The sequence below is a fragment of the Bradyrhizobium sp. SHOUNA76 genome, from assembly GCF_023006445.1.
Taxonomy (GTDB): domain Bacteria; phylum Pseudomonadota; class Alphaproteobacteria; order Rhizobiales; family Xanthobacteraceae; genus Bradyrhizobium.
Genome location: NZ_JALBHA010000005.1, coordinates 1 through 20071, shown reverse-complemented (window position 1 = coordinate 20071; position 20071 = coordinate 1). Strand labels below are relative to the sequence as shown.

Genomic DNA, 20071 nt, shown 5'->3' with positions numbered 1-20071 from the left:
TTGCGGTCGTCGATTTCTATATTCTATAAAGAAATAGACGATGGACGCCGACTGCTGTCAATTCCAAAGAATGAGGCACATGTGACCGGCAAACAGGCAAAGGCAGCGACCGGCGGCCCCTCGAGCCTGCCGGTTCCGCTGTACGAGCACGTAAAGCGGCAGATCGCCGAGGCGATCCTCATCGGGGAATTATCCCCAGGCACTGTCTTGCCGGGCGAGGTCGCGCTGGCCGCACGGTATGGAGTTGCGGTCGGCACCATGCGCCGCGCGCTGGCCGATCTGACGGCTGACGGCATGCTGGTGCGCCGTCGCAAGACCGGAACGGTCGTGACCGGCCGCGCGCCGCAGCACAGTCTTCGCTTCTTCTTTCAGTATTTTCGCCTGCATGGCGAGGACGGAACCTTGCGGCATTCCACGCCCAAGGTCCTGTCGGTGCAGATTGGACCTGCCGATCCTGAAGAGGCCGCGCTCTTTGCAGAGCCTGTTGGCGAGCCACTTATCCGTCTGCACCGCATCCGATTGGTTGGCAGAGCACCCGTGATGCATTCGCGGATTCGCCTGGTTGCGCGCCGTGTTACCGATTTCCCGGATGTGGCGGCCCGGGTACCCGCGCTTCTCTACCTCCATTTGCTCGATGCTTACGGTATTCGGATTGCGGCGGTGCGTGAGAAGCTCACGGCTGAACTTGCCGACAAACACGACCGTCGCCTGCTAGTGCTGCCCTCCCCAAATGCCGTCCTCGTGATCCGCGAGGAAGCTTACGACCAGGCGGGCGTGTTGACGCTGCTCAGCGAGCACCGCGCGACGACAAAGCATCATCACTACGTGAATGAGATCAGCTGAGACGCGCATGACCCGATCAGCTGGGATCGTCCAGTCATGAGCGCGCGCCCTGAGGCAATCCATCTTCGGCGATGCAATCCGGGCTGAGGTCAAGGCTAGAACGTGCGGACGATGTCGTGATCCGGTTCGGCGCAGGAAACCGGGTCGTGACAGCTGAAGTACCATCAGCGATTGCATAAAGCAGCCGGCCTAGGAGAGAGCGACGCAATCAGCGCCCTTCGTAAACCGGTCGACGCTTTTGAGCCTCGGCATCCCGGCCTTCCTGGAAATCTCGGGTCTTGAGCAGCGCGAAATATTGTTCGCCGAGCTTCGCCATGGCCGCACTCTCCGATTCTTCGAGTGCCATGCGGGAGCTGGCTAGAGAGGCTTTGGTGCCGAGCGGAGAGGACGCAGCGATCTTGTTCGCAATTTCGATCGCCTTCGTGAGAGCCGCCTCCCGGTTTGGGGCCAAAATCTGAACGGTCCCCATTCGGAAGGCCTCTTTGGCTCCCCAATGATCTCCCGTCAGAATGTATCGCATGGCGTTTCCCCAACCGGCTTCTCTGGGAAAGCGGATCGTGGCACCGCCTCCAGGAAATCGACCATGCGTATTTTCATCCTGGCCGAACTCCGTGTCTTCCGAAGCGACGCGTATGTCGGCAGCAAGGAAGATCTCATGGGCCAAGTTCCAGGTGTCGCCATGGACGGCAATGACGAGCGGCTTCGTGAGGCTTGGTTTGCCCCGACCCGTCGGGTCGATGAAGCCTGGTCCATCCAGAAGTTTCCGACCCGACTGGGTGAACGATTTGGTGGCATCAACATCGATGCCTTTGGAGAAGCGATCGCCATGGCCGAACAGCACCGCGGCACGAAGCGATGGGTCCTGATCATAGTCATAGTATGCTCTCGCCAGTCCTTCCAGCGCCTCTGGGTCGATGCGGTTGTCGATGTAGGGCCGGTTGATGCCGATCAATACGACCTGTCCCTGGCGTTCGACCGTGATCTTCGTCTGAGGGCTGTATGGAATTTCGGCCATGCGAGCCGTCCGATCATTTTGTGCTGACGTGGACGGCGCGCCTCCGGTCTGTTGCGCGTGCAAGGGCGACAGCCAAAGCAGGACGACCGCAAGCGAGACCGTCACTCTGTCGAAACGAAACATCTTGATCTCTCCCGGAGAAGCGAGGGTATCTGCTGGAATTGGAATGAGTGGCCAAGAGCTCTGACGCACCTGGCTGCAGGACCGATATCGGTGTCTGGCTCAATGGCTCAATGGACACTCATCCTATGATCGGCGAGCGCAAACACATCATCAGGCGAGTGTGAACGATAGCGTCCCAAGTCCCTGGATCGTGCTTTCGATCTTGTCGCCGGCTTTCAACCAAATTTGCTTCTCCTTGGGATATCCCGTGATCACGCCAGAAGGCGTTCCGGTGAAGATGATGTCCCCCGGTTCGAGAGCGAGCAGCCGGGAGGCGTACGCGATGATCTTCTGAGGATTGAAGATCAGTTTCGTCGTGTTCGACGATTGCCGCACTTCTCCGTTCACGCGAGTCTCGAGGTCCAGATTGTTGGGATCGATCTGATCGGCGGAAACGAAATATGGGCCGATGGGGGCGAAATCATCGAGCGTCTTGCCGACCATCCACTGGCCGCCGGGAACCTCCAGCTGCAGGTCTCGCGACGTAAAATCGTTGCCTACGGCGTATCCGGCGACGTATGACAGAGCATCCTCAGCGCGGACATTGCGCGCCTTGCGGCCAATCACGACGACCAGCTCGGTCTCATAGTCGAACTTGTAGCAGACGTCTCGCGGCGGAAGTTGCACCGTCACCATGTGCGGTGCAAGCGAGTTGTTGTACTTGTTGAAGAGGATAGGTAGAGGAGGCAGTTTCTGGCCCGTTTCCTCGACGTGTTCTCGGTAATTGAGGCCGAGGCAGACGATCTTTCCAGGCTTCGTGAATAGACGCCCGAACTTGATCTTCGATTCATCGAGGAATGCAGCTTTTGCGTTGGGCGCCTTGAGAGCAGTATCTACGAGGGTTTTCAGCTCGGCATTGCCGCCGTTAACGAGGAGCGCCTCCAAAGTGAGCGGTGCCGATAATCCGAGGAGCTTGGTCGCGGCGGCCACGTCGAGTACGCCGGCGGCGGTCTTCACTCCCATGGTTTCGCGCCCGTCGTCCTGGCGTATCGACAATATAGTGAGCTTGCGAGGCAGTTCATCGCTCCCGTTGCTCCGCGACGCCGTTTCACCCGCAGCTTGCGCACTGACCTTAGTAGTGGCAAGGGCGGCCGCGGCAAGGCCTGCTTTCATCAGCTTTCGGCGTGAGTGCATGATAGTCTCCTTGGATGTATTGTTGGTGAGGCGACTGAAGTTGTTTTCGCTGTGGCTGCTCAGCGGTAGGTTACGTCACGGGGTAGATCGAAGGGACTTGTGGGCCGGGCAGTTCCTCGCGGCTCCAACGAGTTTGTCATGAGAACAATAGGATGGACGTATCGCACGCGCTCCGGCTAATTCGGCTAGGCGCTATTCATCGGAGAATGGTTCCGCTTACAGATCCATATGTCTGCCGAAGGTCATGCCGCGGGTGTAAATAGCGGCAGAAGATGAGCTGGGATCGTCCAGTCATCTGGGATCGTCCAGTCATCTGGGATCGTCCAGTCATGAGCGCGCGCCCAGAGGCAATCCATCTTCAGCGATGCAATCCGTGCTGAGGTCCGCAATCGAGGGGCAACCAATTTGTGCCATGGTGTTGTCGATCTCTGCGAACATCATGTTGAGGACCTCCGTTACGCCAATTTCGCCCCGAGCCGCCAACCCGTAGAGTGTCGCGCGACCAAGTTGAACCGCGTTTGCTCCAAGAGCGAGCGCCTTCACGATATCTGCGCCGCGGCGGAAACCGCTGTCGATGAGGATCGGTTGTGTGATCTTGCTTCTTGTTTCGGCCAAGACTTGAAGCGGGGAGATCGCGTCCCCCAGCTGCCGACCTCCGTGATTTGACAGGATTACGCCGTCCGCGCCCTCAGCGACGCATCGCACGGCATCGTCCGGCCGCAACACTCCCTTGACCAATAGCTGATGAGGCCAGATGGAACGCAACCACTTCAGATCTTTCCAGCTGAAGGTCGTGTTCAGGCCTCGTCTCATTTGCCCAGCCTGGCTTGCCGTATCCGAAGCGTCACTTCTGGTAAAGTTCGCCACCTTCGGCATGCCGTGCTTTGCGAAGTCGAGTGCCCAGCTTGGATGCGTCAGGCCATCGACGAGCAAGCTCGATGAGTAATTCAACGGCAACTTGAAGCCATTGCGATTGTCGCGCTCTCTGAGCCCGTCCACCCCGAGATCGACCGTGAGAATGAGCTTTGAGTAGCCTGCTGCCTTGGCCCGCTCTACCAATTGTTGCGACAACGTCTTGTTCAACACATAGAGCTGGAACCACTTGTCTCCGCCGGCATTTTGCGCCACGTCCTCAATGGACACTGTTGAAGCGGTCGACAAGGCAAATGGAATGTTGGCCTTCTCAGCGGCTCGCGCCAACGCGATGTCCCCGTTAGGCCAGAACGCGCCATTCAAGCCGGTCGGGGCAATAATGATCGGTGCATCATACTTCTTTCCAAACAAGACAGTCGAAATGTCTCGTTTGCTGATGTCGAGCAGCCGTTTGGGACGGAAAACAAGGCGTTCGAATATTTCCCTGTTGTGCAACAAGGACCATTCGCCTCCCGCACCACCCTCAAGGTAGTCAAAAACAATTTTTGGCAAACGGGCCCTCGCCAGCTCGCGATAGTCAAGAGCGTTTACTGGAGCGTCTCCATAGTTGAAAAACGTCGTCCCTCCTGGCGAGTTGGCAAGTGCCCCTCCCACTGCCGCTCCGCCAATGCCAAAAAGCACATTCCGACGAGAAATCATGTTCAATCCTTCACCGCCGCCAATCGCTTGTTGGCGATGAGCGAAATCAGAAGAGGAAAGGGCGCCAAGAAGACGCCTAGGCCGGCCATCTGAATGGCGAACAGCAGGCTGTCACACGCAAGGCGCGCTTCCAGCAAATTTCACTCCGTGACCTGCTTTGGCAAACCAAAGGTCCCATAGACCTGGCCCGCTCTTCAGTTTGATCAACGTCATTTCTGCCAAATCTCTAGCTCTACGTATCGGGCCGAACCCTTCGCGAAGGCTTCGATCAGCCACTGGTCGAAATGAAGATTCGAACAGACGGTGGGATGGCAGCTCGCTCGATGTTGCTTCCTCCAATGGCGTCGCTCGGGTCCGCTCGGTATGGCTCCCAAGAAGTTGTGATGTTAATTATTGACTAGTAAGTAAGTTAATTGAAGTGACTCGCGGTTGTCAACCGAGTTGCTCCGCCGCGCGATGATCGACGCGGGAGCATCCGTTGTGTCACTGTATCCGGAAGGGAAACCAAGGCTGGGCCAACAGACGGGAAAAGCGCATCAATACGGCGCGCCGACTTGTCAAGTTCGCCCCCGACGTCCTCACTTCTAAACACGGCGGCCAGCGGCCGTTCGGCTGTTTCACATCGATGGAATGCTGGAGGGGATTTGACCGCTCCGGGAGCTGGCGCCGGACGAGAGCCGTTCCCCCGGGGCCCGATACCCTGGTCATCAACTATCCGGCCCGGAGCTGCGAACTCGAAGGAAAAAGTGGTGCGGCACGACGTATCGCCATCCGTCGCCGCGCGCTCGCCGACTACTCTCCGCACTAGAATCGAGATGAGGGGCGGATCGTCATTGCGAGCGAAGCGACGAAATCCAACGCGCCAGGCGGAGAAATTGGATTGCTTCGTCGCTTTCGCTCCTCCCAAGACGGCCTTGTGATCAACGTGCCTTCACCCGCTTCAGCAAGTCTCAAGGACGGAAGCCGAAGCGGGGAGGTCCCAATTCGCCCGCGAGTTTCGGTCCGGCCATGTCGATCCACTCGGCGAGGCGCGCCCTTGTTTCGACTGGATGGATGATGTCGTGAAAGGCAAAGGCTTCAGCCTGACGAAATGGCGATTGCAGTGTGGCGAACTGCTCCTCCAACTCGGCCCGTTTCGCACCCGGGTCCGGAGCGGCGTCAATCTCGCGCTTGAAAGCGATGGCGACGCCCCCTTCCACCGGGATGGCGCCGCTCTCTGCCGAGGGCCAAGCGAGAACGAACGTGCCCGTCGGTTTGTGGGCGTAAGCGCCAAGACCCATCGACTTGCGGATGATGACCGACGCCCACGGCACAGTTGAAAGCGCGACCGCAGCGAGTGCCGCAGCGCCGTGCCGGATGGTCGCGGCAGCTTCCGCCTCCGGGCCGATCATGAATCCGGGCTCGTCGACCAAGGTGACGATCGGCACATGAAATAGTTGGCACAAGTCTACAAAGCGCCTGACCTTTTGCGCCCCTTCGGCGGTCAACGATCCCGCATAATGACGCGGGTCACTCGCGAAGACGCCGACCGAATGACCGCACAACCGGGCGAATGCGGTGATCTGGCCTGGACCGAAACGTCGGCCCATTTCGAAGACCGAGAACTGATCGAAGATGCCGTCCATGACCTTGCGCACGTCGTATGTTCGTCGCCGGTTTGACGGCACGATGGTCTCGAGCGCCCCAGCTGCCTCCGCCAGTGGATCCCGCGGCGGTGCTTTCGGCGGCAGTTCCCAGACGTTATGCGGCAGGTAGGACAGAAATTGTCGGATCCGCTCGAACGCGGCCTTTTCATCCTCGACCACGTCGTCGACGAGCCCACTGCGCGCGTGAATATCGGGCCCGCCCAATTCCTCCTTGGTCACCTTGACGCCCAGGGCTCGCTCGACCAGCGCCGGGCCACCTGCAAGGATTTGCGCCGACCGCGTCATCACGGTGTAGTGCGAGGCCGCCAGGCGCCCGGCTGGAAGGCCGGCCACCGCCCCTAGAGCCGCGCTGACGACGGGGACGGCGTTTAGGCATCTTGCCATCGACTCGAAACGATTGGGAGCATAGACCGGCTCCGGCAAGGTAGGAGCATTCTTGCCGCCGCTGCCCGTGATGCTTGCTCCCGATCCTTCATGCAGGCGCACCAGCGGAAGTCGGTATCTCAAAGCAACTTCCTCGGTATAGATGCTCTTCCGCAGCCCCGCCGGATTGGGCGAGCCGGCATTCATCGTGAAATCTTCGCCCGCAGCGATGCAGCGACGGCCGCCGATGCGGCCGAATCCCAGCACGAAATTGGCCGGTGTGAAGATGAGTTCCCCGGCGTCGCTTCTTTCGCTTGATCCCGCCAGGGGGCCGATCTCGCTGAAAGATTCGGCGTCAAGCACGCCCAGGATCCGCTCCCGAATCGTGAGCTTGCCTCTCGCATGCTGCTTGCGAACGGCTTCGTCGCCGCCCTGGAGCTTGCCGAGCCGCCGCCGTTCGTTGATCTCGGCTTGCTCGGTCCTGCGGCTGCTCATCGGCCATGATTGCCCTCTGGTTCATGCTGACACGATCACCATGACCGGATCGCCCTCTGCCAGCGTATCGTCGGGCTGCCGCAATAGCCTTGCAACCGTACCACGGGCAGGGCTGGTCAGCGGTATCTCCATCTTCATGGCTTCGAGCAGTGCGAAGTCCTGACCAGCCTCCAGCAGATCGCCCTCGCTCACGCTGAAGCTCAAGAGCCGTCCCGCCAATTCCGCCCGTATCGTTGTTTCGCTCATTTGCAGCCTTTCATTCCAATCTTCAGCGCGCACTAATCGGCGGACGGGATGACACTGCCAGCTGACCGGCTTCATTCGGGGCCGAACCTCGGCTCAGTGAAAGCCGACCTCTGCTTGGCGACCGGATTCAGATCGGGAAGCAGCGAATGAAGGCGGCAAACAGCTTTTCATCGCTCGGGCTCACCAGTTTGGATCCGATCGCTTCGGCAAGGTCGAGATCATGGTTGGTAACGCTCAACCATGCCTTGGAATCCGCCGTGACCTTCAATCCCGCGTCACCGACATGGCGGTCGGGAACGACCTCCAGCTTCCGGTCCTTGATGACGACCGTCGCATCGAGCGTGGTCGTCCCCGTGAAGCTCAGATGTGTCACAAGGTCCAACCCTTTGGCCCTGCCGCGCTGGAAACCAAGCGACAGGGAGAAGAGGTAGCCCTGAATGTTGGCGCTATAGCGGCCCGAGGTGACATACTGGACCTTCTTGTGAGGGAAGCGCCGTGTGACCGTGTCCTCGGCATCGGTGTCCCGGATCACGTAGACGAACTCGTCTTTATCGATCAGCGGCTTGACCACCTCCGCAAAGTGGGCGTCGCGGTTCTCCAGGAAGGGGCCGATGACATCTTCGCCGGCCGGACAGGCCGCGATGCAATAGGCGGCCTTGTAGCCCGGTTTGAATGAGAGCGACTGCCAGATGTTCAGTGTTTCCGTGCGGGGCACGCGTGAGCGATAGTCCTTGGCATCTTTCGAATCGGCAACGTTCTCGACCCACTGCGCAAAGTTGCCGAGAAAGTCGTGATAGTTGTGGGTCTGGCAGGACAGGAAATCGAAGCCGCCGTCCGGTTTGATCGCCCCGACCGGGCAGGCGGCGACGCACAATTTGCATTCCAGGCAGGGATTGTAGTCGATCGGCTGATCATAGGCGTCGACCTCCCGTCCAAGCAGAATCGTGCCGAGCACCATGAAGCTTCCGAACTTCGGATGGATGATGCTGCGATGGATTCCCATGCGACCGAGCCCGGCCTCCACCGCGATCGGCTTGTGCTGGACCATCATGACCCGTGGCAGATCCATCTCCATCGGAAAGGCGGCCACCGAATTGCAGGCCGGGATGCCGTGCTCTTCGAGCGCGCGGACGATCGCGCGCGCAGTTTCGTTCGCATGATCATAGGTGCCGTGGAATTCCTCGTTGGCGACCGAACGGGCTGGGGAACGGACCGGCTCACGGTTCATGCTGCAAGCGATCGCGAGCAAGGACCGCGTGCGGCCGTAGACCTTCCGGATGACTTTTACCTGAGGTGCGATCGCGGCGCGATTGATCTCGATGATGCCTGCATCATCAGCGCCGCAGTCGCGCGCGATCTGCTTGATCAGACTCGCAGAAACGGGGATGTCGGCAACTTGCTGACGGCTGCGGGAGCGGACGCTCTTCACCGTGGGGTGATCTTCAAGGCTCAAGGCGATCCCCTATCTCGATAGAATGGCTCGTCATCGCTTCCCTCCGTGCCTTGTGTGAGGGTTATAACGAGAAATGGCCACTTCACCAACAGCAATTCAAAAAACGAACTGACAGATAGTTGCTGGACCCGCGTCGTTCGCTTGGTCGATCGCTTGTAAGTATGAGAAAAATAAGGGAATTTCAGGTATAATTCGACTGCCTTTGTTGGATGTAGAAAATCTAGATGGGGGCAGGAATAGTTGGGTGCTTGTCGGGTCTAAAAAAGGAACTATATATTTGCTCCCGCGTCGCCTTGGGTGTCTACATCCATGTGCAAACAAAAAAGCGCCATTCGGCAGTGGGGCTGACCGGGAAAAGCCAAGCCCCTGACTTGCCGCGCATGCAATAGCCTTCCGCTCCTTCAATCCGAGATCCAGGTGCCCTCGAACGAAGTTGCTCGACCCCGTTCGGTGATGCGTGCGTGTCCATGTAGATCGAGCTACGCGGAGCCTGTCCGACGACGGTGGTCCAGTGCAGCGCGATGCGGCGTTCCTGGCAGCGGCGACCTATGGCTGCTCGATCAGCGAGGGCGCGCTGCAGATCCATGATCCTCGAGACCGCGCGGAAGCGCGACAGGGGCGAGGACGTCGCGCTCGAAGCGTCGATGTGCAAGTATTTCGCGACCGAGATGTGCGGCCGCGTGGCCGATCGTTGCGTGCAGATGTTCGGCGGTGCCGGCTACATCGCCGATCACTCCTCGATCGAGCGCTGGTGCAGAGACGTGCGGCTGTTCCGCCTCTACGAGGGGACCAGCCAGATTCACCAGCTCAACATCGCGCGCCTCATACTGCGGGATGCGGTGTGAGCCGCCTACTGACGCAAGGACGGCGAAGACTCCCCAGAAGCGCCCCTCCCTCAAGAAGGGGGAGATTGAAGGGTAAGGCCGGAATAGCGCCGGAGGGGGCACCTAGTGTCCCCTGTACCTGAAGCGAATAGAGCGCCGTGAGATAGTCAGCGAAAAACGACACGCCAACCTCGGGCCCGATGCCATCCGGTCTCACCAAAAAAGGTCTCCAACGGGCACGCAAATTTACTCCGCGAGACCGCCCGATCGCGCCATTCCGATCACCGGCACACCGGATTCGAAGTCTCTAACGTCGGCTGCTAGTCCAGGATCTTCAGTCCTTCTGCGCTACTCCGGCTTGATGTTGCCGGCGGTCACGATGTGACGCCATTTCTCGATCGATGCATCGATATGAGCAACATATTCCTGTGTCGTGGAGCCGACGGATTGGTAACCGATTTCATCGAACCGCCGGCGCAGATCGTCAGATTGGAGCGCGCCCTGCGCGGCGGCGGCGAGTTGGGAGAGGATCGCCGGCGGCAGATTGGCGGGCCCCACGATTCCAAAGTCCGGCGCGGCATCTACCTTTGGCAGACCGGCCTCTGCCATGCTGGGCACGTCAGGTAGGTGCGCGCTACGTCCCGTCGTAATTCCCAGCGCCTTCAGCTTGTTGCCGCGAACATGCTCGAGAACGGCGGGGATGGTGCTGAACGTAAAATCGACCTTGCCGCCGAGCAGGTCGACGATCGATGGCCCGCCGCCGCGATAAGGCACCGCGACAACGTCGATGCCGGCCTCCTGCCGGAACTGTTCGCAGCCGAGGTGGACCGCCGTACCGAGGCCGGCGGTCGCCATGCTGAGCGCGCCGGGCTTGGATTTGGCGAGCGTGATCAGTTCCTTGACGTTGTTGACGGGAAGAGCTTCCGGGACGACCAGCACCAGCGAGGTCCGCGCCAGCAGCGACACTGGCGTGAAATCCTTTTTGGTATCATACGGCAATTTGGCGCCGAACAGGCTGGGATTGATGGTGAACGCGCTGTCGACAACGCCGATAGTGTAGCCGTCGGGCGCGGCCGTGGCGATCGCCTGGGTGCCGATCATGCTTGCCCCGCCACCGCGGTTATCGACGAACAGAGACTGGCCGAGCTGCTCCGCCATGGCGGCGGCGACGAGACGAGCCACGATATCAGACGCGCCGCCGGCCGCATAGGGAACGACAACGCGGACGGGACGCTGCGGATAGGCTTGCTGCTGCGCGTGCGCGCCAGAGAGCGACATTGACGCGGCGGACGTCAGTCCGATCAGCAGCGAACGCCGGTTGATGCTTTCCATGAATTTCCCTCCCTGTTTTTGGGACCGTCAGAGCCGGTATCGTTCGATCAATGCCATGTTCGGATCGCCTCCGAGCCCCGGGGTATCGGGCACGGCGAGGAAGCCTGCTTCGATCGGAACGAAGGCGCCGCAGGGGTCGAAGGCTAGGTCGCAGTAAAATCGCTCCAGGGCGCTCACCTTCGCCTTGGCCGCCAGCACGTGAATGGTGGCGAGATAGCCCGGTCCGAAATAAGGCGAGTGGGGCACGCAGGTTGCTCCGGCCACTTCCGATTCGGTGCAGATTTGCCAAAGCGCGGTCAGACCGCCGATCTTGATCGCGCTGGGCTGGACATAATCGACGCACGCCGCGGCGAGCATCTTCTTGAAATCCAGTGCATTGCCGGCATTCTCTCCGATGGCGGTCGGAACGCGCGTCGATTGCCTGAGAGCCGCAAGCGAGGCGAAATCCTCCGGCGGCCAGATCGGTTCTTCGACCCATCGCAGATCAAATGGCGCCATTTCCGTAACGGCGGCGGTCGCCTCCGCCGGCAGCCAGGCGCAATTGGTATCCACCATCAACGGCACGTTCGGACCCGCCGCGACGCGGGCAGCGGCGACGGCTTTCGCCGTGCGCTCGTGCAGCTTGATCTGGCGAAAGCCCTCGCCGAGCGCACGATCCACAACGCGGCTGATCTCATCGGTATTGCCGTTGTATTGCAGCAGCGATGCGTAGACCTCGATGCGGTCGCGCCGCCGCCCGCCCAGCAGGGTTGAGACCGGCACCCCCGCGATCTTGCCCCTGATGTCCCACAGCGCGATGTCGAGGCCGCTGATAGCGTGGATCGTGGCACCCGCACGGCCGAGATTGTGCAATGTCCGTTCAATCCGCGCCGGCAGTCCAACGTCGTTGACGCTTTGCCCGATCGCCAGCGGTGCAATCCATTGCTCGATGGCCGCAGCGACGGCGGACGAAAAGCTGCCATAAGCTTCGCCCCATCCTACCGTCTCCTGATCGGTCGTTACTCTCACCAGGACGGTATCGAGGCTGGTGCGCGGCCGGCCGGCGAACATCGGCGGTGCGGCCCAATGGTCGAACGGAATCCCAAGTGGAAATGCCGTAATCGTGGCAATTCGCGGTGAGTTCATCGATGGGTTCCTTGGACGAAGCTGGCTTAGTTGAACGGTGTGGCTCCGAGACCGACCGCCGCTCCCATTGTGGCCTCGGGATACATGTGTTCAAAATGCCAAAAGCTGTACCAATCATGTTCTGGGGTTATGATGTTAAGTGTGCGCGAACTCGAGGTGTTTCGGCGCGTCATGGAATTGGGCACCATCACTGCCGCTGCCGAAATGCTTCATATTTCGCAGCCGGCCGTCAGCCGAACACTTCAGCAGGCCGAGCGGCGGCTGGGATTTGCGCTATTTCTGCGGCGAAAGAAGCGGCTGTTGGCGACACCCGAAGCGCAATCGCTGTTTCCCGAAACCGTCAACGCGTTCGCAGCCTTCGACGTCGTCCAGAAGCGCGCCGTCGACCTGCGGTCGGGGCGAGCGGGCGTGCTCAACATCGCGGCGATTTCAGCTTTCGCAAATGCATTGCTGCCGGACACGGTGGCACAATTCCGCCGCTCACGCCCTGATGTCACAATCACGCTCCAGTCGATGAGTGCGCACCAAGTCACCGCCCATGTCGCCAACCACCAGGCGGACCTCGGATTAGTCATCGACTCCATTGCTGCGCCCGGTGTGTCGGTGAGCGATCTCTGGGCGACCGAGTTCGGATGCGCCATGCCGCACACGCATCCATTGGCATCGAAGGATCACGTCGTGCCCGCGGATATCGAGCACGAACCGCTGATATGTCTGAGCCGGCATCTTCCCCTGGGAATCCAAGCCGTCCGCATCTTTGCCGACGCCGACGTTCCGCTGAAGGTTGCAATCGAGGTGTCGCAATCCACCGTTGCTTGCGCGTTGGTACGTGCCGGCGCAGGGCTCGCGCTGTTGGACGGGTTGGCGATGATGGGAACGCCTTCAACGGATCTGGTGATGCGGCCGTTTCATCCTTCGATCAAGATCGCTGGGAAGCTCGTACGGTCTCGTCATTTGTTGCCGTCTCGTCTGGCGCACGAATTCATCGAAACCCTGAATGACGTGATAGCGACCCAAGACAGCGCCTTCCGCCGGCCAACGGCAACTCTCGTCACCATGCCATCGTCCCACAGTGAGAGAAATTCATAGGCAGCGGCGGCGGCGATCGATCAGCACCTGATCACGATCCATCATCGATTTTCCTGTTTACTTTCAATTTCAAGTATTCACGCCCCGGTAAATACTTGCCACGTTAGGTAGTACGATTCCGCCGCATCCCGCAGCCCGAATCCCGGCACGTCCGAGCGACGGGACCGACCGGCATTGCCAACTGCGGAAAAGAAAAGCAAAACGCGGCCAATCTCTAGCCCTGGTACAGATTTCGCCCGCGCGGTACAGAAAATCTGTACCGGTGGCGGCAAACGGTTTCCGCCCCAAATAAAAGCGTGACGGATCAGGGTCTTACGACTTTAGGAATACCTTGATTGAACGAGCTAAGTACGCGTAATTACTGGTGTTTTTCCGTGGCGCCCATGATGGATTGGAGCGAGAGCTCAGGTTTTTCAATCGCTTAGAAGGCGGCTTGTGCACGGTGTGTGCACTGGAAGATCAAGAAAATTTCAGCATGGCAGACCTGATGAGTCTGGACCGTAGCTTAGTCCTTCCGGATCAACCGCCATCGACCCGGTGTGGTACCCACCGCCGCCGAGAATACTCTCGTGAAGTGACTTTGGTCGGAGAAGCCGCATTTGATCGCAATTTCCGTGAGTGACGATGTTGAGTTTATCAGCAGAGCTTTGCTTTGCTCGATCCGTTGATTCATCAGCCAGCGATGCGGCGGTGTACCAGTGCTTACTCTGAAAGCGCGACTGAAGTGGGCGGTTGACACGCCACATTCGCTGGCAATCCGTGCCAACGCGATTTCGCCATTGAGATTCTCGCGCATTAATGACTTTGCCGTCCGAAGTTGCCATGGCGCCAATCCGCTGCGGTAGGAGCGATTGCGGGGTTGGCTGACGGCGTATTTCCTAAGGAAATGAATATTTAGCGCCATGGCGACATGACCTACGAACAGCTCGTTGGCCTCATGTGGTCTTTCGAGCATCGGCAGAAGACAACCGCCCAGATGAGCCAGGATGGGATCGAGGGAGTTCGTACCTCCGACGACGTCATATTCAACGCGACCAACGTCAAGCTCGTTTGCCAGCTCGCTTAGTGCGTTATGAGGCAGGTGCAGATAAAGAAAATCGAACGGGTCGTAGAAGTGAACGATCGTTTCGCATCGCAGATCGTAGATGCTCGTCTCGTCCTTTAAGGCGCCCTTCGGCACGTGACGCCCATCGAGCCATGTGTCGGCCCTCTGAGTCTGCAGCCGAAGGCAAAGCGCAAAAGCCTCGTCGGGCGGTGACGGCAACGTCGGATCTCCGACCGGTCCGGAGTAAGCCAATCGCACTGCGGCGAACGTTCCTTTCTGTAGCGACTTGACGAGGCCCGAGCTCGGCTCCCGGATCATTGGAAATAGCTTCACAAGCCGATCGCCGAAAAGATGGTCATTGGTCATGTTTCGCTCCCAATGAGCGGTCGAATCCGATCGGTTCGATTTGCACTCGGGTTTGATGCCTTGCCTGATTTCCTTGGCTCGTTTTGATCAATTGTGGCTCGGGACGTTCAAGCGCCACGGTTTGCCTGACCCTAGATTTTAGCGACGCTTCAACTTTCACGTCGGTTACTCGGAGCATTTGATGCATTTCACGACGATAAAACCACAGGTCATGTCGGGGTCGGCGCAGGCCAATCTGGCGCTACTGGAAGATCTCGTCCGCGCTGCCCGCTCTCGGTTCGCCGCGCTCGTGGAAAGACTCTCTGAATTACAAGCCAGCCCGTCACCCAAGACGTCGAGCGAGCGGCATTCCCACGAAGACGGCGCTGGCAGCCGTGTATGCGGTCTAGGAGGCGCGACCGGGGATCTAATTGCGATCGCCACAGTGATGGATCGCATGGCCGGGGAGCTCTTGTTCGAATCGAAGCAATTGTGGGCATCGGTCGGATTTGTCTCCGGTAATGTCCACAAGATCACTTTTGGCCGATGGCGATTGCTCGGTAGCCGGAAGCGGAACGATTTGTTCGCCGTCGTGGCCGACGAGAGGCTCAGGCGGATGCCGCGCCTGGTGATCTCACTGCTGGAGGTTGCCACCATACTGGAAGAGGCGATCGTAGACCTGCACCCAGAAGGGGGAGCTTGCCCGTAGCGGCATCTCCAACGATCGCTGTGACGTTGCACCGGGCTTGCATGCGCGTTCGACCGAACGCGCATGCCCAGAATGTTGCGGGAGCGCTGCCAATATGGCGGTAGACCCGCAACTGCGGACGTCATTCGCCCGCTCCGACAATGACGGAGACTGGCCTTTGCTCTTTCGAGAGGGCTCGGTAGATCAATCCGCCAACGCTGGCACCGATGAGCCATCCCCAGTCGCCGACATTGAAGATCAGTCCATAGGCACCGAACAGGGACAATCCGATGGACAGCGTGCCGGATAGGGCGAGCGCGATCAGCGCCCTGTGATTCCAGCCCCCTTCGTAGTTGAACGCCCCGCTCGGCGACATCGTGTAGAGGTCCTCGACCGTCACGATCTGCTTTTTCACGAGATAGTAGTCGGCGATCATGATGCCGAACATCGGTCCGAGCGTTGAGCCGAAGACGCTGACGAACAGCGTGATGGCCGAGGGGCTCGCGACGAACAGCCAGGGGCAGACCAGTACCGACAGAATTGACGTGATAAGGCCGCCCATCCTGAAATTGATACGCTCGGGATTGAGGTTGGAGATATCGTAGGCCGGCGATACGAAGTTGGCGACGATGTTAATGCCCATGGTTGCGACGATGAACGTAATCGAGCCGACGACGACCACAATCGGATTGCCGATTTTCTCGACGATCAGGACCGGATCCATGATCGCTTCTCCGAAAACCTTCAGCGTACCAGCTGTCACGATCACCGTGATGATCGAAAACACCAGGAAATTGACCGGCAGGCCGAGCAGATTTCCCTTCCTCATGGTGTCCTCGTCCTTCGCGAAGCGGGCGAAGTCACCGAAGTTGAGCAGGAGAGCCGAGAAATAGGCGACGATCAGCATCGCGGCATTCGCCATCACTCCAACCGTTGCCGCGTTCGAAGCCGCGGGAGGACTGAGCTGAAGTGACAGGCTCGAAAGACCGCTCTGCCACAGCATCCAGATCGCAAGGGCAAACATGATGACGTAAACCACCGGCCCGCAGAAATCGATGAAGCTGCGGATGCGCTCCATTCCGCTCAGGAAGATGATGAGTTGGAACAGCCACATGAAGAGAAAGCTGAACCAGGCGAGGGTAGACAGGCCAACGATGCTGTTATGTGTCAGATCGGCGGCGGAGGGAAACATGGTGACGACGAGGATCTGAACCGCCTTCGAGGCGAAGTAGGTCTGCACCCCGTACCAGACGATGCCGACGATGCCCCGCACCGTGGCGGCAAGATTGGCTCCCATCACCCCGAACGACACGCGCGCCATGACCGGGAAGGGTATGCCGTAGCGTTGGGATGGGCGGCCGATGAGGTTCATCAGGAAATAGACCGCTGTGATGCCCACCGTCATCGAGACGAGGACCTGCCATCCGGTCAAGCCGAGAAAAAACAGGCTTGCGGCGAACGTATAGCCGCCGACTGAGTGGACGTCCGACATCCACATCGCAAACAGGCTGAATACACCCCAGGTTCGTCCCTCGGGCGCGGTCGGAGCAAGGTCGTGGTTATAGAGCTTCGGATGGGCGCCGGTAATGATCAGCGTGGGAACGCCGCCGCTCTTGGATGACATGTCCTCTACCTCGAATGTTGCTGGCGCAGGAACAACCGCGCGCGTTGGAAACCGCGGCCCCTGCCGTTGATGTCCCGCACCGCGCGAGACGATCGGATCGAAGCAAGCGACATGCCATTGTTATAACGATCGATAAAATAATTTTACGATCGATAAAATACTTTTACAAACACGAATTTGCGATTTGACGCGAGGCGATGTTGGTGCGAGAGTTTGTGGCACAATTAGGGGTTGATAACAGAATCGGCGGCCATCATTCCCGCGCCAGCTGTGAAAGCAGGCTGGGTCCGATGAAAGCCTTTTCGCGCCCAAAAGCGCGACCAAACAAGGGGCTAGGTGCCGCGCCTGGTATTCTACCGCTTTGCGGGGCGCGCCCGGTGCTCTGATCTGTCGTAATCCTGAAGGCCAAGTCCGCCGAGAACGAGCTGGACGATCGTCGCCTTGGCCGCGGCGTAGTCAGCCTCTTCGAGCTGTCTCTTGCCCTTCATGATGATCATCTGGCTGGAATAATCGGCATAGGCCTGCGTCATCGCCCAGATGCAGAAGAAAAGATCGACAGCGCTGATCGGCCGAATTGCACCGCTCGCGGCCCATTGGTCGAGTGTCTTGACCTTGTCGAGCAGCAACGGGGTCGAGACTTTTTCAATAAAGCTGCTGATGAATTGCGCGCCGCTGATGATTTCGTTGGCATAGATGCGCGACAGATGCGGGTGATCTCGCGAGAAATCGATCTTCTTGTTGATGTAGCGGACGAGGATGGTCTCGACGTCGGCCGTCATGTCGAGACTGTCCATGTCTCGTGCCCACATGTTCATCGCGCGTTCGAGCACCGCGCGATACAGATCTTCCTTGTCCTCGAAGTAGTAATAGATGTGCGGTTTTGCAATCGAGGCCTTTTTGGCGATCAGCGCCGTCGTCGCTCCCCGGAAGCCGAAATGCCCAAAAACGAACTCCGCCGCGTCGAGGATTTTTCCTTCGATGTCGGGACCCGGCGCGGCCTTGCGGCCGCCTTTTGGCGCGCGGCGGATGCGAAAAAGTTTCAGCTTGTCGGCCGACGTGGCTGCCATAGAGCCTCAATGGGAAGCTTTGCCTTCGCGCGAAGGCTGAGCGGGATGGTTCGCCGGATTGATCTCGGCGATTCCCGCTGGAAATTGCCCTGCCTGTCCAGCTTTATCAAGCAATTTGGACGAGCAGGGGCTCCTCAATGCGTTAGGAGGCGCCGTGTGCATGACCTGCGCACAGGAAGGTCAGGAAAAATCTGTCGACAGCAAACCCGAAGATGGACGAACTACAATCAGAAGCGTCCGCGTCACGCTCGTTGATCTCCAGTGCATGCGATTATCGCGGACCTATGCGGACCATAGGCCGCAACTTGGACGTCCTCTAACATATTGATGTTGAGCAGATAATCATCATCCCTGTAAGACATCCCCGTCCGCGCGCCGGTTGTGTGGACGCCGTATGCCTCGGGTTCGCAATGTCCGACGTAGTGATTGCTCCGATCCCAGCGCTCATCGAGGCGTATTACGGAGAGCTGCGTTCTTACGCCTCCCGCAAGCTCCGCAATCCGGTTGTTGCCGAAGATGTGGTGCAGGAAGCCTGGTTGCGGTTTGCCAGTTTGGGCGACGATAGGATCGGCAACCCGCGGGCCTACCTCTATCGCCTCGTGCGCAATCTCGTCATCGACCAACAGCGCCGCGAACGGACAAGGCTCGGCGCGTCCGCCCAGCCTTCCGATCATATCGATGTCGTCGACGAGACGGCCGACACGGAGCGGCAGCTGATGGCGCGACAGCGGCTGGCGCTATTGACCAAGGCAGTGTCCGAGCTGCCGCCGCGGTGCCGCGATTGCTTCGTGCTGCGGCGATTCGACGACCTGGATCCTGACGAGATCGCCAAGCGTATGAATATCAGCCGGAATATGGTTGAAAAACACCTTCGTCAGGCGCTCGTGCACTGTGCCAAGCGCCTGCGCGAAAGCGAATGTTTTTTTCTCGCAGTCGATCTCTTCTTGGTGAGCTCAAGCAGAACGATGCGTTGTGGAGCGGCTTCCGGATCTAGCCGGATGCGAACAGTGACGGCATCTCCAATCCCAACTCGCCAGGACGCTCGATCAGTTTGGGATAACACCATTGATCTCAATCCGGCGTCGGCCGTCTCGACGGCTGGGCCTTGGGAACCGGGAGGTCGGCGACTTCGCAGGCACCTGCCGCTCCGTCGGCGGCAGAGTTGCACTGGTCGGCGGCGTCAACGGCGTCCACCGCTGCAACGGCGTGACGACCGTCCTGCAAGGCCCGAAGGCGGGACTGGAGCTTCGCAAAGGCTGAGCAGGATGGTCCGCCGGATCGAGGCGGGATCAATTTAGGCCGAGATCGCTTTGGTCGAGCCCACTTCATTGCGCAGCAGAAACTTCTGGATCTTGCCCGTGGACGTCTTCGGAATCGGTCCGAACACGATCGCCTTGGGCGTCTTGAAGCCCGACATGTGGCTGCGGCAGAACGCGATGATGTCGGCTTCGCTGGCGCTGGCGCCGTCCTTCAGCTCGACGAAGGCGCAGGGCACTTCGCCCCATTTCGAATCGGGCTTTGCGACCACGGCGGCGAACAGCACGGCCGGGTGCTTGTAGAGGATGTCCTCGACCTCGACGGAGGAGATGTTCTCGCCCCCGGAAATGATGATGTCCTTGGATCGATCCTTGATGATGACGTAGCCGTGCTCGTCGAGCACGCCGAGATCGCCGGTGTGAAACCAGCCGCCTTCGAACGCTTCCTTGGTGGCCTTCTCGTTCTTGAGGTAGCCCTTCATCACGATGTTGCCGCGGAACATGACCTCGCCGATGGTTTTGCCGTCGCGCGGGACCTCCTGCATGGTCTGCGGATTGATGACGGTGACGCCCTCCTCGAGCGGGTAGGGCACGCCCTGCCGGCGCTTCATGCGCGCCCGTTCGGGAGCGGGAAGCTCGTCCCAGCCGGGCTGCTCGGCACAGACCGAAGCGGGGCCATAGACCTCGGTCAGGCCGTAGACATGCGTCAGCTTGATGCCGATGCTTTCGGCGCCTTCGAGCACCGCG

General features: G+C 59.4%; 17 protein-coding genes and 1 pseudogene. 5 read left to right on the top strand and 13 right to left on the bottom strand.

Annotation, left to right across the window (positions count from 1 at the left end):
* The first annotated feature begins 81 nt into the window (after positions 1–81).
* A complete protein-coding gene (locus MOV74_RS01755; protein ID WP_246917048.1) occupies positions 82–843 on the top strand; it encodes a GntR family transcriptional regulator in 762 nt (253 codons plus the stop codon).
* A gap of 208 nt (positions 844–1051) precedes the next feature.
* On the opposite strand, the gene MOV74_RS01750 is transcribed toward MOV74_RS01755, so the two are convergent.
* The 7 genes from MOV74_RS01750 to MOV74_RS01725 form a co-directional block, all read right to left on the bottom strand.
* Positions 1052–1981, bottom strand: coding sequence for an enoyl-CoA hydratase-related protein (locus MOV74_RS01750; RefSeq protein ID WP_246917045.1), 930 nt, complete (start codon positions 1979–1981; stop codon positions 1052–1054).
* A gap of 150 nt (positions 1982–2131) precedes the next feature.
* Positions 2132–3154 carry a fumarylacetoacetate hydrolase family protein gene (locus MOV74_RS01745; RefSeq protein WP_246917041.1) on the bottom strand — a complete coding sequence of 341 codons (1023 nt, stop codon included), beginning with the start codon at positions 3152–3154 and terminating at the stop codon, positions 2132–2134.
* Between the two features lie 327 nt (positions 3155–3481).
* Positions 3482–4726: an alpha-hydroxy-acid oxidizing protein gene (locus MOV74_RS01740; protein WP_246917038.1), complete on the bottom strand. Its 1245-nt coding sequence runs from the start codon at positions 4724–4726 to the stop codon at positions 3482–3484.
* A gap of 2 nt (positions 4727–4728) precedes the next feature.
* A complete protein-coding gene (locus tag MOV74_RS40720; protein WP_258719479.1) occupies positions 4729–4863 on the bottom strand; it encodes a hypothetical protein in 135 nt (44 codons plus the stop codon).
* 813 nt (positions 4864–5676) lie between these two features.
* Positions 5677–7230: an acyl-CoA carboxylase subunit beta gene (locus MOV74_RS01735; protein WP_246917035.1), complete on the bottom strand. Its 1554-nt coding sequence runs from the start codon at positions 7228–7230 to the stop codon at positions 5677–5679.
* Positions 7231–7251: 21 nt separating this feature from the next.
* Positions 7252–7551, bottom strand: coding sequence for an acetyl-CoA carboxylase biotin carboxyl carrier protein subunit (locus MOV74_RS01730; protein ID WP_246917032.1), 300 nt, complete (start codon positions 7549–7551; stop codon positions 7252–7254).
* 52 nt (positions 7552–7603) lie between these two features.
* Positions 7604–8929 carry a 4Fe-4S binding protein gene (locus MOV74_RS01725; RefSeq protein WP_246917029.1) on the bottom strand — a complete coding sequence of 442 codons (1326 nt, stop codon included), beginning with the start codon at positions 8927–8929 and terminating at the stop codon, positions 7604–7606.
* Between the two features lie 569 nt (positions 8930–9498).
* Here MOV74_RS01725 and MOV74_RS01720 point away from each other — a divergent pair.
* A pseudogene (locus MOV74_RS01720) lies at positions 9499–9774 on the top strand (acyl-CoA dehydrogenase family protein); the annotation flags it as partial.
* Positions 9775–10101: 327 nt separating this feature from the next.
* Here the strand turns inward: MOV74_RS01720 and MOV74_RS01715 are convergent.
* Positions 10102–11085: a tripartite tricarboxylate transporter substrate binding protein gene (locus MOV74_RS01715; RefSeq protein ID WP_246917026.1), complete on the bottom strand. Its 984-nt coding sequence runs from the start codon at positions 11083–11085 to the stop codon at positions 10102–10104.
* A 27-nt stretch (positions 11086–11112) separates the two neighbouring features.
* Positions 11113–12210 (bottom strand): mandelate racemase/muconate lactonizing enzyme family protein, encoded by a 1098-nt coding sequence (locus MOV74_RS01710; protein ID WP_246917023.1) that lies wholly within the window; start codon positions 12208–12210, stop codon positions 11113–11115.
* 141 nt (positions 12211–12351) lie between these two features.
* On the opposite strand from MOV74_RS01710, the gene MOV74_RS01705 reads away from it, so the two are divergent.
* On the top strand, positions 12352–13299 hold the full coding sequence (locus MOV74_RS01705; protein ID WP_246917020.1) for a LysR substrate-binding domain-containing protein: 948 nt from the start codon (positions 12352–12354) through the stop codon (positions 13297–13299).
* Positions 13300–13804: 505 nt separating this feature from the next.
* Here the strand turns inward: MOV74_RS01705 and MOV74_RS01700 are convergent.
* Positions 13805–14710 (bottom strand): helix-turn-helix domain-containing protein, encoded by a 906-nt coding sequence (locus MOV74_RS01700; protein ID WP_246917016.1) that lies wholly within the window; start codon positions 14708–14710, stop codon positions 13805–13807.
* A gap of 181 nt (positions 14711–14891) precedes the next feature.
* On the opposite strand from MOV74_RS01700, the gene MOV74_RS01695 reads away from it, so the two are divergent.
* A complete protein-coding gene (locus MOV74_RS01695) occupies positions 14892–15398 on the top strand; it encodes a hypothetical protein (protein WP_246917013.1) in 507 nt (168 codons plus the stop codon).
* Positions 15399–15519: 121 nt separating this feature from the next.
* Here MOV74_RS01695 and MOV74_RS01690 read toward each other — a convergent pair whose 3' ends face one another.
* A complete protein-coding gene (locus tag MOV74_RS01690; RefSeq protein ID WP_246917010.1) occupies positions 15520–17001 on the bottom strand; it encodes an NCS1 family nucleobase:cation symporter-1 in 1482 nt (493 codons plus the stop codon).
* Between the two features lie 353 nt (positions 17002–17354).
* On the bottom strand, positions 17355–18068 hold the full coding sequence (locus MOV74_RS01685) for a TetR/AcrR family transcriptional regulator (RefSeq protein ID WP_246917008.1): 714 nt from the start codon (positions 18066–18068) through the stop codon (positions 17355–17357).
* A gap of 410 nt (positions 18069–18478) precedes the next feature.
* On the opposite strand from MOV74_RS01685, the gene MOV74_RS01680 reads away from it, so the two are divergent.
* Positions 18479–19366 carry an RNA polymerase sigma factor gene (locus MOV74_RS01680; RefSeq protein ID WP_246917006.1) on the top strand — a complete coding sequence of 296 codons (888 nt, stop codon included), beginning with the start codon at positions 18479–18481 and terminating at the stop codon, positions 19364–19366.
* On the opposite strand, the gene MOV74_RS01675 is transcribed toward MOV74_RS01680, so the two are convergent.
* The coding region (locus MOV74_RS01675) for an AMP-binding enzyme (RefSeq protein WP_246917003.1) at positions 19363–20071 on the bottom strand (709 nt) is incomplete at its 5' end. The two genes, MOV74_RS01680 and MOV74_RS01675, sit on opposite strands and share 4 nt — an antisense overlap.